Here is a 13,364-nt window from a genome sequence, read left to right on the forward strand (position 1 = left end):
TGCGCACCCTACAAAAACCTGAATGGCGACCTGGCTCCTTACCGCACCGGCTGCGTGCCGGTCAGCTGCGGCATCACGTCCCTGATCATCGCGAAAAAATGCTGCAGGCGGGCCGGATAATAACTGGCCCACGGGTAGGTCAGCCACACCGGCAGCGGCGGCGCCTGCCAGTCCGGCACCAGCTGCACCAGCGCGCCGCTGGCTAAGTCCTCCTGCACCACCCATGACGACACAATCGCGGCGCCCATGCCCGCCAGCGCGGCTTTACGCACCGCGTACAGGCTATCGCTGGCGAGGCGCGGGGCAATCGCCAAGTTGATCGGCTGGCCGTCGCTGAGACGCTGCAGCGCAATTTCGTTACGATAAAAACTGGTCAGCGCCAGCCACGGCAGCTGCGTCAGCTGGGTAACCTCTTTCACCGGCGCATGAGCCGCCAGCAGCGCCGGTGCCGCAACGACAAAGCGCGGCACTTCCGCCAGCAGCACCGCCACCACCGACGGATCGGTGGGCGCGCCGACCTGAATGGCGCAGTCAACGTTTTCACTGACAAAGTCCGGCGTGCGGTCGTTGAGCATCCACTCCACTGCCAGGCGCGGATAGCGCTGCAGATAATCCATCAGCGGCGCAATCAACTGATCCTGACCAAACGCATGCGGCGCACGCACACGCAGCGTGCCGATCGGGTCGTCATTCGCGCCGGTTAACTCATCTTCCAGCGCGTGCCAGGTCGCCACCAGCTGCCGCGCCTGGGCATAGCAGCGTTCCCCGTCGTCGGTGAGTTTCAGCGCATGGGTGGTGCGTAAAATCAGTTTCAGGCCGAGCCGTTGTTCCAGCGCCTGCAGACGGCGACTCACGGTGGGTTGGGTGGTGCCGAGCTGCGCCGCGGCCGCCGACAGCGAGCCGCTTTCAACAATGCGGATAAACGTCTGCATCAGTTCGATGCGGTCAACGCTGGTGAGTGTGCTCATACGTACCATGCATAACAGTTCTGTGTCATAGCAGTCTACCGCGTATGGCCGCAACGCGCTTTAATAAGCGCATCATCACGGGGGAAAACCACTATGTCTGCCATGTCTCAATCTTCTGCCATGCCTGCTGAAAAGCTGCCGGCACCGCTGGTGTTTACGCTGGCGGCCGGTGCCGGTCTCAGCGTGGCATCGATTTACTACAGCCAGCCGATGCTGGATATCATCAGTAAACAGTTCAATGTGGGCATTGGCAGCGTTGGTATGGTACCGATGCTGACCCAGGCCGGTTACGCGCTGGGGATTCTGCTGCTGGCCCCGCTCGGTGACCGCCACGATCGCCGCACCATCATTCTGGTTAAAGGCTTGCTGCTGGTCGCCGCGCTGCTGCTGTGCGGCTTTTCCGGCGGCATCAATGCGTTGCTGATCGCCAGCTTTGTTACCGGATTAACCGCTACCGTGGCGCAGGACATTGTGCCGGCGTCAGCGGCGCTGGCACCGGAGCGCAGCCGTGGCAAAACCGTCGGCACGGTGATGACCGGGCTGCTGGTCGGCATTCTGCTGTCGCGCGTGGTGAGCGGCGTGGTGGCGGAGTATCTGGGCTGGCGCACCATGTACATGATGGCGGCGGCGGCGGTGCTGCTGAGCAGTCTGGCGCTGTGGCGCGCGTTACCGCGCTTTACGCCGGGCACCACGGTGAGCTATCCGCGTCTGCTGCTGTCGCTGGCGCATCTGTGGCAGCATCACCAGACGCTGCGCCGTGCGGCGCTGGCGCAGGGCCTGCTGTCGGTAAGTTTTAGCGCCTTCTGGTCTACCCTGGCGCTGATGCTGAGCGATCGCTTCCATCTCGACAGCGCCGTGGCAGGGGCCTTCGGTCTGGCCGGTGCCGCCGGGGCGCTGGCCGCGCCGCTGGCGGGCAGTTTTGCCGACCGCATCGGCCCGGCGCGTGTCACCCAGTATGGCGCCACGCTGGTGATGGTGTCGTTTGCCCTGATGTTCCTGTTGCCGGTACTGCCGGTGCCGGCGCAGCTTGGCCTGATTATCCTCAGCACCATCGGCTTTGACCTTGGCGTGCAGGCCACGCTGGTGGCGCATCAGACGCTGGTCTACAGCCTGGCGCCGGAAGCGCGCAGCCGCCTCAATGCGCTGATGTTCACCGTGGTGTTTATCGGTATGGCGACCGGCGCGGCGCTCGGCAGCCTGGCGCTGGCCCATTTCGGCTGGAATGGCGTGGTCAGCCTTGCGACGGCTGCCGCTGTGCTTGCGCTGCTGATTCGTCTCGCCAGTCGCCATCTGCAAAACTAATTCACGATCCTGTGCCAGGCTTAAAGGAGAATGTTATTTAAAAACGGAGCGTTATGAACTTCCTGGCCTGGACCGCCCTCACTGGCGGTCTGCTACTTTTGATGTCACTGGCTTCCGGCTGGATTCACCGGGGGCCGGTGACGTCGTTTGGTCTCTACCTGTTCGCGGGCATTCTGTGCGGCCCGTGGATGCTTAATCTGCTGCAAATCGACATTATCGGCCACGCCGAGCTCGCCGCCCATATTACCGAAATCACCATGGCCGCCTCGCTGTTTATCACCGGGCTCAAGCTGCGTCTGCCGATGAGCGCGCACGCGTGGCGCGTCGGGCTGCGGCTGGCATTCCCGGCGATGCTGCTGACCGTCGGCGGCATGGCCTGCCTGATTCACTGGATTACCGGCTTTGGCTGGCCGCTGTCGCTGGCGTTTGGCGCCATTGTGGCCCCGACCGACCCGGTGCTTGCCAGCCTGATCTCCGTTAACGATGCGCGCGATGACGATGCGCTGCGCGTGGCGCTCTCCAGCGAGGCCGGCATGAACGACGGTTCAGCGCTGCCGCTGCTGATGCTGGCGCTGCTGCTGATGCATCCGGGCGCCTTCAGTCTGGAGCTGCTGGGCGGCTGGGCGGCGCGCGATGTGGTATGGGCGATTGGCGGCGGGCTGGGGATTGGTTATCTGCTCGGCCGGCTGATCGGCCAGCTGGCGACCCATCTGCGCAGCGCGCATCACGACGTGGCCCCAAATGATTTCCTCGCGCTGGCGCTGATCGCCCTGAGCTACGCGGCGGCGCAGTCGGTGGATGCGTCTGGCTTCCTCGCTACTTTTGCAGCAGGCGTCGGCTTACGTCGCGCCGAGCTGCGCGTGACTAAACGCTTTCCACTGGAAGATTTACCGGAAGAGAAGCGCTACCTGCCGGCAGAGGTGCTGGTCAATCCTAACCAGCGTCTGAAGCAGCAGGGCGGCAGCCCGGTAAAATCGGTCGGCCTGGTGGTCGGCGATGCGCTGTCGTTTGGTGATACTATCGAACGCCTGCTGGCGGCAGCGATGATGGTGGTGCTGGGCATCACGCTGGCGCATCACTGGAATCTCACCGGCATCGGCCTGGCGCTGCTGCTGTTTGTGGTGGTGCGGCCGCTGGCGGTATGGCTGACCACCTGGCGCTGCGAAATGCCGTTTATGCGGCGGATGCTGATTGGCTGGCTGGGGATTCGCGGCATCGGCAGTATCAATTATATTGCTTATGCCTGGGTGCACGGGCTGCAGGGCCCGCAGGCGGAACAGATGATGGACATGGCGCTGACGCTGGTGGTGTGCAGCATTGTGCTGCACGGCATCACGGTGACGCCTCTACTGAACTGGCGTGCTGCCCGGCAGGCGGCACGCGCGCAGCAAGACGAAACGTGATTTTCTGGAAATAACGGGAGCTTATTATGAAAGCATTGCTTATCGCCCTGGTAGGGCTGTCGCTGTCTGCCAGCGCGCTGGCGGATGATACGGATGCCGACGCGCAGGAGAATATCTACGCCAGCCAGCTGTGCCACATTGTTAGCGGGGAACAGAAAACCGGTGACATGCAGAGCTACACTGAGAAAATGAAGTCACAGCTGGCGGCCAGCCAGTCACCGTCGGCCATGAACAAGCCCTCCTTCAATGAGGAAACCGCGCAGGAAGTGGTCAACGGCTGGCTGGAGCTGGGCGAAGAAGAGCGGGCGAAGCTGCGTCACGATCAGCAGCAGTGTGAGCAGACGGTGATGACTCAATTCCAGCAGCAGGATTAATTTTCCCTTCTCTTCGTGAATACGCGCCTTTTCTGGCGCGTTTTTTTATGGCTTTTTTGTACGAAATGCGTACATTATCGCCAGATTGAAACAGGACCTGCATCACATAATGAGACGCCGCCTTCGGGCTGGCGCATTTTCCATACCGGCTACTGGGCAAGATGATTACACGGCGTCGTTTTCTGTTGGCTAGCGGAGCAACCGTACTCTCCATGACGGCGGGCAAACTGTTTGCCCGGGATGACATTATTCCGCTCTGGCCGGACGACCCACCGGGTGGCGGCGGTCCGTCTGGCCTGTTGAAAGTCAGCGCTAACGGTTCGTGGACCAATATCGTTTCTCCCGCCATTCAGCGCTTTCGTCCGGAGAATCCCAACGGCGAAGCGGTGATCGTTGCGGCTGGTGGTGGCTACCGTTTTATCGGCATGGGGCGCGAAGCCTGGCCGGTCGCGCGCTGGCTTAATGCCAACGGGTATACCGCCTACGTGCTCAGCTACCGACTGCCGGGTGAAAAGTGGCAGGCCGGCAGAATGGCGCCGCTGCAGGATGCGCAGCGCGCGATTCGCATGGTGCACGCGATGGAAAACAAGGTGCATCTGCTGGGCTTTTCGGCCGGCGGCCATCTGCTCGGCATGGCGGCAGCGCGGCCTGACTTCGTCACCTATTCACCGCAGGATTCGCTGGATGACATCCGGCCAACCGCAGACAGCGTCGGGCTGATTTACCCGGTTATCACCCTTGAAGCGCCGTATCAGCATACCCGTACTCACCAGATGATCGTGGGCAATGATGCCACGCCGACCCAGGAAGCCAACTGGTCAGTGCAAAATTACGTCACCCGCGCCTATCCGCCAACCTTTCTGGCGCAGGCGGAGGACGATCATACCTCCAACCCCCACAACACTGAGCTGATGCGCGACGCCTGCCGCCGTATGCGCGTGCCGGTTGAGCTGATCGAACTGAGCAGCGGCGGCCATGGCTTTGGCCTCGGTAAAGCCGGCACCCCCGCCGCGCTGTGGGACCAGGCGTATGTCCGCTGGCTGGATAAGCTGGGATAATTTCTTTACTGGCGCATCAGTCCAGGAGCGCTTGCAACGGCGCTGCAGTAACCCTCCGCACGAACCGTAGCGGCGCAATTTATTGCGCAAAAAACAGCGGTGCAGCGGTCGGATTAGCGCGATAAATCGCGCCGCTACGATGCGGTGCGCTCAGCGAGCATGGCGATTGAATCAGCCCGTGCCGTCACGTCAGATTAAAATACCGGTCCCAATCCAGGAGCGCTTGCAACGGCGCAGCAGTAACCTTCCGCACAAACCGTAGCGGCGCAATTTATTGCGCAAAAAACAGCGGCGCAGCGGTCGGATTAGCGCGATAAATCGCGCCGCTACGATGCGGTGCGCTCAGCGAGCATGGCGATTGAATCAGCTCGTGCCGTCACGTCAGATTAAAATACCGGTCCGGCTGGCTCGCTGCCGGCAGCGGGAAATCGTTGTTCATCGCTTTCAGATTGCGTTCGATATTCACGCACAGCGCGTCCAGCGGCAGGTGATTGGGCGCGGTGCCGAACGGATCTTCCAGCTCCTCCGCCAGCGACTCCAGCGACAAAAAAGTATACGAAATAAACACCGACACCAGCGGCGTCATCAGGTGCAAATCCGCCACCAGCGCGAACGGCAGCAGGGTGCAGAACAGATACACCGTGCGGTGCAGAATCAGGCTGTAGGCGAAGGGAATCGGTGTGCTGGCCAGCCGGTCGCAGCCACCCAGATACGCCGACAAATGGTTAAGGTTGTCATCAATACTCTGCCAGACGATATCCGTCACTAACCCCTCATCACGCCGCTGCGCCAGCCATTCGCCCATGCATAACATGATTTGCGAGGTCGGCATCGGATGGCCTAGCACCGCGGCGTGCCACACGGGCGGTAGCAACCGCTGCAGATCGGCCTGGGCATCGGTTTTACGCAGCCGGTGTTTCAGGCTCCAGCTAAATGCCAGCTGCAGCCCGATAAACTCCTGCACCTGTTCCGCACGCAGTCCGCGCAGCGTTTTCACCTGGCGCAGCAGCGAGCGCTGAGTGATGTGCATATTGCCCCACAGCGTGCGCGCCTCGATAAAGCGCGCGTAGCTGGCGTTATTGCGAAAGCCAAGAAAGATGGCGATCGACACGCCAATCAGGCTGAACGGTGCGGTGGTCAGGTGAATGCCGAGCGTGGAATACCAGGGATAACCCAGAATGGCGATCACTGACATCAGCAGGTTAAGCGACAGGCGGAACGCAATGCGAGACAGCACTGAGCCGTGCCAGTCAAACAACCGGAGAAACCAGTGTTGATGAGGACGTACGATCATTTTGCGATGGTGTTTTTTATGATTTTGTCGCCACAGATTACGCCCGTCGCAGGCGCAGAATCAACGCCGGTGAGCCGCTGTTTTACCAGCAAAAACGCTGCGCTTTGGCTAATTAATCTATTTAAATCAAGCTTCTAAAAACGCTTTGAACAAGTTGTAAAATTCTTTGCGTTATCTCTTTGTCCGCGCTTTCTCTAAAGTTTATTCCAGCAGCACAACACACAAATTTAAAACCACTTTAGAGGAAACTATCATGTCTAAACTCGACCTGCTTGACCCACAGAACTCAACCCTGATCTTCATCGACCATCAGCCACAGATGGCGTTTGGTGTCGCCAATATTGACCGCCAGCAGCTCAAAAATAACACCGTCGCCCTGGCGAAAGCGGGGAAAATTTTCGACGTGCCGGTGATTTACACCTCGGTAGAAACGGAAAGCTTCAGCGGCTACATCTGGCCAGAACTGCTGGCGGTGCACCCGGAATCGAAGCCGATTGAGCGTACCTCCATGAACTCCTGGGAAGACGCGAAATTTGTCGAGGCGGTAGAGAAAACCGGTCGTAAAAAACTGATCATCTCGGCGCTGTGGACCGAAGTGTGCCTGACTTTCCCGGCCCTGATGGCGCTGAAAGCCGGTTATGAAGTGTATGTGGTGACCGATACCTCCGGCGGCACCAGTGTTGATGCGCACGAACGTTCCGTGCAGCGCATGGTGCAGGCGGGTGCGGTGCCGGTGACCTGGCAGCAGGTGCTGCTGGAGTACCAGCGCGACTGGTCACGCAAAGAGACCTACGATGCGGTGATGGATCTGGTGCGTGAGCACAGCGGTGCCTACGGCATGGGCGTCGACTACGCCTACACCATGGTGCACAAAGCGCCGCAGCGTCAGGGCTGATTCAGCGGTGATGCGGCAGGCGGGTTTTCAATGCGTCGATAAACAGCCGCAGCGCCATCGACTGATGCCGGTTCGGCGGGAACCACAGCGCGATTCCCGCCGACTGAATGCGCCAGTCGGCCAGCAGCTCCACTAATTTCCCCTGCTGCAGTGCCTCGCTAACATACAGCGAAGGCACGAACGCAATCCCTGAACCGTTGATGGCCGCGCGCGCCATCAGCGCGTTATTGTCTAACGTCAGCGTACCCGGCACGTCAATCTCCAGACTTTCTTCCGCACTCTGATACTCCCAGCGATAGCGTTTGCCCCCGGGCAGGCGATGACGAATACACTGCTGCTGCAGTAAATCCTGCGGCTGACGCACCGGCGTGTGCGCTGCCAGATAGTCGGGCGAGGCCACGGTAACGAAGGTCAGCGGGCCGCCGAGCGCAATAGCCACCATATCCTGCGGCACATCTTCAATCAGACGGATGCCGGCATCAAACCCGGCGGCGGTAATATCCACCAGCGCGCCCTGGGCGGCGAAATCAAGCTGAATACCGGGATAGCGCGCGCTGAACTCGGGCACCACCTGATCCAGTAGCAGGCCAATCACCACATCGCTGGCGCTGATGCGCAGCGTACCGTACTGCTGCTGGCGGCTCAGGCTGACGTCGTGCAGCACCTCATCCATCTGATTGAGCAGCGGCGCGAGACGCTGCAGCAGTTGCTCACCGGCGTCGGTCAGCGACACGCTGCGTGTGGTGCGCTGAAACAGCTGCACGCCGAGGTTGTGCTCCAGCGTTTTCACCAGGTGGCTGAGCGAAGAGCGCTTCAGGCCAAGCAGCTCGGCGGCGCGCCGAAAGCTGCGCTGCTCGCCCAGCGTTTTGATCGCCTGCAGTTCGTGCCAGGAGGGGCGTTTCATTGGTGGTATTTCCTCACCAGGTCATGTGCGATTGGGGAGATTATGACCACCAGTAAAGCGATCTATCATCAGGTTTTCAACATGAGGAGCGCAAAATGAAAACCTGGTTAATAACCGGTGCCAGCAGCGGACTGGGCCGACTGATGAGTGAACGTTTACTTGAGCGCGGCGATCGCGTGGTGGCAACGGTGCGCCGCGAGCAGGCACTGGCCGATTTGCAGCAGCAATATGGCGATCGGCTGCTGGTGATGCGGCTGGATCTGGCCGAAACGGCCAGTATCGCACCGGCCATCGCCACCGCCTTTGCCCGCGTCGGGCGTATTGATGTGGTGGTAAGCAACGCCGCTTACGGTCTGTTTGGCGCGGCGGAAGAGCTCAGCGACGCGCAGATTGCACGCCAGATCGCCACCAATCTCACCGGCTCGATCCAGCTGATTCGCGCCGTCATCCCGCATTTGCGCCAGCAGGCCGGGGGCCGCATTGCGCAGATCTCGTCCGAGGGCGGCCAGGTGGCGTATCCCAATTTCAGCCTGTATCACGCCAGCAAATGGGGCATTGAAGGTTTTGTCGAAGCGGTGCGCCAGGAAGTCGCCAGCTTTGGCATCGAGCTGCTGCTGGTGGAGCCGGGCCCGACCGTCACCAACTTCGCCAGCGGGCTGGATATCGCCGCGCCGCTCGACGCCTATCGTGACAACGCATCCGGTCAGTTGCGTCGGGCGATTGAAGCGGGTGACTTTGCTATATTGGGTGATGCCGGAAAATGCGTGACGGCCACGCTGGCGACGCTGGATCAGGAAACGATGCCGCTGCGGCTGGCGCTGGGCAGCACGGCCTATCAGCACATCGAAGCCGCGCTGGAAGCCCGGCTGGCAGAGCTGCGCGCGCAGAAAGCGCTGGCGTTTGGCGCGGATGCGTAACTTTGCCGTGTAACCTGGTTGCGCAGACCGTTATTAATGGCGGTCTGCGGCTGGTTAACACGGACTGGCTGATATCGTTGGCTCTTTTATTTACCTTAACCATAAAAAACGATTTTTATTTTCGTTTTTAACGATATGCTTCAACAGATATTGGCATTTATCAACAACATTGCGGGCATCTTTAAACCCCTGTTCAAGCACCGCAATATTTAATGCATGGTCGTCATGGTTAAACTGCATTGGTTCGGTATCGCACATGTTCCAGGCACGCGTTGTCGCTTCTGTCCAGTGATGAACGCTTTCTCCGGACCAGGCAATATTCTCTTTAAGCATTCTCACTGGGTTCCCGCCCCAGCAGCTATTGGAGTGTATCGTTTTCCCCGCCACCAGACTCATGGCACCAATTACGCTGCCGGAGTGGATCGATGAACCTTTTAAAATCATCGCGTTTTGTCCGATCCACACGTGATCGCCGATATAAATGCTACGGGAATGATTGATGCGCTGATTATCCGCAATGTTATATATCAGATGAGGATCGGCGGTTCGCATCCAGATACCAAAGGAGAGACAACAATGATTGCCAATGATGATATTTTTTTCTTCTGAGAGAATCAGCGTTAACTTTTCATTGAAGTAATTATGTCTGCCAATGAAGCAGACCGAATTTGAGAATGCAATTATTTTAACGATGTAGGGTATTGCACTTTGGCTCAAATAAATGATTGAATTATCCGCCCGAAAATCCAGTACGGAATCCTGCAGGACTACGCCCTCCTCACATATCAGAATATTGTTCTTACCATGAAAATTAATCTGGCTATTGATGAGTGTCGGCTCTTTACCGAGAAATTTGTTACCTTCAATAAGCCTGAGCTGCTCTGGATGTAATATTGTCATTTTTCGCTACGTGAGTCGGGATGGCCGCTTTCAAAGCGGCCTGAATCACGTCAATATTAAGCGTTGGGCATCAGAACAGCAGGCTGTGCGCCGTGGCGCGCAACGCAATGCCGAGCAAAATGCCGGGCACGGCGAAGCGGAACAGGCGCGGAAAACGGCTGGAGAGCCCGAGGAAAATGCCGATGCCGGGCAGGTCGAAGGTCTGAATCAGCAGGCCTGCCGAGGCGTTGATGTTGTGCGCACTGTACTGCCCCTGTTCGACCAGACCGGCAACCACGCCGTAATAGGCGGTGCCGCCGGCCAGGCATTTGGTCAGCGCGGGCAGCACATACACCTCGGCGATATGCAGTTTGTGTAACAGCGGTGCCAGCAGCTGCGTCAGCAGCTCAATGGCGCCGGCACTCTTCAGGATGCCCACCACCGACAGCGAAAGGATCAGCATCGGCAGCGAACCGAGCGCGAGGCGAATGGCGTCGGCACCCGAGGTGTTGATGATGGCGATCAGTCCCGGCTTCGTGTCGCTGTTCTCCACGCCCTGGTCTTCATCGCGCAGCGCGACGTCGGAAAGTTTGCGGGCAAAAAAATGATAGGTTGAGGCGGCCGCCAGCACGCCGCCGCTGATGGAGAACAGCAGCGCAGCGCTCCAGTTGAGCCCGTCAGGAATCAGCGGATAAAAGGCGTTGGCCTGGCCCATCGCGAACAGCATCGCCAGCGTGGCCGCCATGTGGCGGTCTGACGTGCCGCGCTTCTCCATGATCGCCAGCGCGGCGAGCGGTGCGGCAAAACTGACAAAATTTAACTGGATGAGTGCGAACAGCGCCAGGCCGGTAATCCCCAGCGGCTTCAGTAACGGCGTGGCGTGGCGCACGACAAAATCCAGCACGCCTTTCACTTCAAGGTATTTCATGATGAATAGCATCACCACCATGATGGGAATCAGGGTGTAAAGCGCGACGTCGACCGCGGCTTTGCCCGACTCCATAATTATGCTGATGATATTCACGTGCTGACGTCGTCCCGTTACCGCAAAACGCTGGCCGCCGGGCCAGCAAAGCAAAAATCATAGCGGGTATGCGCGCTGTTGAGTAGTCAGCAAATAAAAAAGCCCCCAGGCGGGGGCTGTGATGATGGCGCTGAGGCGGTGTTAGCGCATGGTGACGAACTCTTCCGCCGCCGTCGGATGAATCGCCACGGTGTTGTCGAAGTCTTTTTTGGTGGCACCCATTTTCAGCGCCACCGCAAAGCCCTGCAGCATCTCATCCATGCCGTTGCCGATACCGTGAATACCCACAATCTTCTCTTCCGGCCCCACGCATACCAGCTTCATGCGGCACGGCTGACGGTGCTGGGTTACCGCGGTATACATGGCGGTGAACGACGATTTGTACACTTTTACCTGGTCGTCGCCATACTGCTCACGCGCCTGCGGCTCGGTCAGACCGACGGTGCCAATCGGCGGATGGCTGAACACCACGGTGGGAACGTTGCTGTAGTCGAGATGCTCGTCCGGCTTGTTATTAAACAGGCGTTCGGACAGGCGACGGCCTGCCGCCACCGCCACCGGCGTCAGCTCGACCGCACCGGTGTTATCACCTACCGCATAGATGCCTTTGACGTTGGTGTTCTGGAACTTGTCGACCTGAATGTAGCCTTTGTCATTCAGCGCCACACCGGTCACCGCCAGGTTGAGATTATCGGTAGCGGGCTCGCGGCCAATTGCCCATACCAGGCAATCCACCGTCTGCTGCTGGCCGTTTTCCAGCTGCAGCGTCAGGCTGCCGTCAGCATTCCTGATCACCGCTTTCGGGATCGATTCGGTGTGCAGCGTCGGACCTTCCGCCTGCATCACTTCTACCAGTGTCTCAACAATCAGCGGGTCGAAGCTGCGCAGCGGCGCATGCTGGCGCACAAACAGGTGAGTTTCTGCGCCCAGCGCATTCACCACGCCGGCCAGCTCTACCGCAATATAGCCTGCGCCAACCACCGCAACGCGTTTTGGCAGCGCCTCCAGTTCAAAGAAGCCGTCGGAATCGATGCCGTACTCTGCGCCGGGCACCTGCGGATGGCTGGGACGACCGCCGGTGGCGATCAGGATATGGTCGGCAGTAATGGTCTCGCCGTTGACTTCCACCGTGTGGGCATCGACAAAGCGCGCGAACCCTTTGATCACTTCTACCTGGTTTTTACCCAGCACGTTGTCGTACGAGGTGTGGATACGGTCGATGTAGGCGCTGCGGTTTTTCACCAGCGTTGACCAGTCAAAGCGATTAACGGTGGTATCAAAGCCGTAATCCGGACCGTACAGGTGAATCGCTTCGGCGATCTGCGCGGCGTGCCACATCACTTTCTTCGGTACACAGCCGACGTTGACGCAGGTGCCGCCCAGCTCTTTCGCTTCGATCAGCGCGCACTTCTGGCCATACATCGCCGCACGGTTAATGGAGGCGATACCGCCGCTGCCGCCGCCAATGGCGAGGTAATCAAAATGTCTGGTCATCCGTTGTGTCCATCTGTTGGAGGAAAACTGGCATAGAGTGTAACGCCGCTTCAGTTACCGGCGCAAAGTTTGCACCTATGTATGTAATAGGGTTGAATGCCGGCAAGGGGTTGGCTCAAAGGAACTTATCATGCACCTGACATTTCTTGGTACCGGCGCGGGCGCGCCCAGCCTGCAGCGCAACGTCACCGCCATTGCGCTGACGCTGTCGAAGCGCGGCGAGACCTGGCTGTTCGACTGTGGTGAAGCGACGCAGCATCAGTTTATGCGATCGGCGCTTAAGCCCGGCAAGCTGGAAAAAATCTTTATTACCCATTTGCATGGCGATCACATCTTTGGCCTGCCGGGTCTGCTCACCAGCCGTTCGATGGCGGGCCTGACCGAGCCGATGACGCTGTACGGTCCGAAAGGATTGCGCCAGTTTGTCGACACTGCGCTCAGCCTGAGTGGCTCTTATACCGGCTATCCGCTGGAGATTGTCGAGATCGAAGCCGGTCCGGTGCTGGATAACGGTGAGTTTCGCGTCACTGCTTATGCGCTAAACCACGTGGTCGAGTGCTATGGCTACCGCATCGAACAGCATGATAAGCCGGGCTTCCTTGACGCACCGCGCCTGAAGGCGGAAGGCGTGCCGCGCGGCCCGTGGTATCAGGATCTGAAACAGGGCAAACGCATCACGCTGGAAGATGGCCGCGAGATCAACGGCGCCGACTATCTTGGCCCGGCCACCAAAGGCAAAGTGCTGGCGATCTTCGGCGATACCGGCCCCACCGAGGTGGCGTTGCAGCTGGCGGCGAACGCCGATGTGATGGTGCATGAAACCACGCTGGAAGCGGCGATGGCGGAAAAAGC

At 59.2% G+C, this 13,364-nt stretch carries 13 protein-coding genes; 7 read left to right on the top strand and 6 right to left on the bottom strand.

The features are described 5' to 3' along the window. Positions 1 to 38: 38 nt before the first annotated feature. Positions 39 to 968: a LysR family transcriptional regulator gene (locus tag ERD80_RS18760; RefSeq protein WP_021507873.1), complete on the bottom strand. Its 930-nt coding sequence runs from the start codon at positions 966 to 968 to the stop codon at positions 39 to 41. A 93-nt stretch (positions 969 to 1,061) separates the two neighbouring features. Here ERD80_RS18760 and ERD80_RS18765 point away from each other — a divergent pair, with 93 nt between their 5' ends. The 4 genes from ERD80_RS18765 (at position 1,062) to ERD80_RS18780 (ending at position 5,105) form a co-directional block, all read left to right on the top strand. Further along, complete coding sequence (locus ERD80_RS18765; protein WP_031279767.1) at positions 1,062 to 2,270, top strand: MFS transporter; 1,209 nt, start codon at positions 1,062 to 1,064, stop codon at positions 2,268 to 2,270. Positions 2,271 to 2,323: 53 nt separating this feature from the next. Further along, on the top strand, positions 2,324 to 3,673 hold the full coding sequence (locus ERD80_RS18770; RefSeq protein WP_136548026.1) for a cation:proton antiporter: 1,350 nt from the start codon (positions 2,324 to 2,326) through the stop codon (positions 3,671 to 3,673). 26 nt (positions 3,674 to 3,699) lie between these two features. After that, positions 3,700 to 4,047, top strand: coding sequence for a hypothetical protein (locus ERD80_RS18775; RefSeq protein WP_021507870.1), 348 nt, complete (start codon positions 3,700 to 3,702; stop codon positions 4,045 to 4,047). Between the two features lie 161 nt (positions 4,048 to 4,208). Next, complete coding sequence (locus ERD80_RS18780; RefSeq protein ID WP_136548029.1) at positions 4,209 to 5,105, top strand: alpha/beta hydrolase; 897 nt, start codon at positions 4,209 to 4,211, stop codon at positions 5,103 to 5,105. A 376-nt stretch (positions 5,106 to 5,481) separates the two neighbouring features. Here ERD80_RS18780 and ERD80_RS18785 read toward each other — a convergent pair whose 3' ends face one another. Beyond that, positions 5,482 to 6,399: a bestrophin family ion channel gene (locus ERD80_RS18785; RefSeq protein ID WP_136548031.1), complete on the bottom strand. Its 918-nt coding sequence runs from the start codon at positions 6,397 to 6,399 to the stop codon at positions 5,482 to 5,484. Positions 6,400 to 6,652: 253 nt separating this feature from the next. Between ERD80_RS18785 and ERD80_RS18790 the strand changes: the two genes are divergently transcribed. After that, on the top strand, positions 6,653 to 7,294 hold the full coding sequence (locus ERD80_RS18790) for a hydrolase (RefSeq protein WP_021508093.1): 642 nt from the start codon (positions 6,653 to 6,655) through the stop codon (positions 7,292 to 7,294). A gap of 1 nt (position 7,295) precedes the next feature. Here ERD80_RS18790 and ERD80_RS18795 read toward each other — a convergent pair whose 3' ends face one another. Then, positions 7,296 to 8,198, bottom strand: a complete 903-nt coding sequence (locus tag ERD80_RS18795; RefSeq protein ID WP_136548034.1) for a LysR substrate-binding domain-containing protein — start codon at positions 8,196 to 8,198, stop codon at positions 7,296 to 7,298. Between the two features lie 95 nt (positions 8,199 to 8,293). Here ERD80_RS18795 and ERD80_RS18800 point away from each other — a divergent pair, with 95 nt between their 5' ends. Next, on the top strand, positions 8,294 to 9,115 hold the full coding sequence (locus ERD80_RS18800; protein ID WP_136548036.1) for an SDR family oxidoreductase: 822 nt from the start codon (positions 8,294 to 8,296) through the stop codon (positions 9,113 to 9,115). A 90-nt stretch (positions 9,116 to 9,205) separates the two neighbouring features. On the opposite strand, the gene ERD80_RS18805 is transcribed toward ERD80_RS18800, so the two are convergent. The 3 genes from ERD80_RS18805 to gorA form a co-directional block, all read right to left on the bottom strand. Then, on the bottom strand, positions 9,206 to 10,015 hold the full coding sequence (locus ERD80_RS18805) for a hypothetical protein (protein WP_136548039.1): 810 nt from the start codon (positions 10,013 to 10,015) through the stop codon (positions 9,206 to 9,208). Positions 10,016 to 10,085: 70 nt separating this feature from the next. Then, positions 10,086 to 11,018: a nucleoside recognition domain-containing protein gene (locus ERD80_RS18810; protein ID WP_058775170.1), complete on the bottom strand. Its 933-nt coding sequence runs from the start codon at positions 11,016 to 11,018 to the stop codon at positions 10,086 to 10,088. Positions 11,019 to 11,159: 141 nt separating this feature from the next. Beyond that, positions 11,160 to 12,512 carry a glutathione-disulfide reductase gene (gorA, locus tag ERD80_RS18815; RefSeq protein ID WP_058770933.1) on the bottom strand — a complete coding sequence of 451 codons (1,353 nt, stop codon included), beginning with the start codon at positions 12,510 to 12,512 and terminating at the stop codon, positions 11,160 to 11,162. Positions 12,513 to 12,642: 130 nt separating this feature from the next. Between gorA and rnz the strand changes: the two genes are divergently transcribed. Further along, the coding region (rnz, locus tag ERD80_RS18820; protein ID WP_136548041.1) for a ribonuclease Z at positions 12,643 to 13,364 on the top strand (722 nt) is incomplete at its 3' end.

It is taken from the genome of Pantoea sp. R102 (assembly GCF_004916815.1).
GTDB lineage: Bacteria > Pseudomonadota > Gammaproteobacteria > Enterobacterales > Enterobacteriaceae > Pantoea > Pantoea dispersa.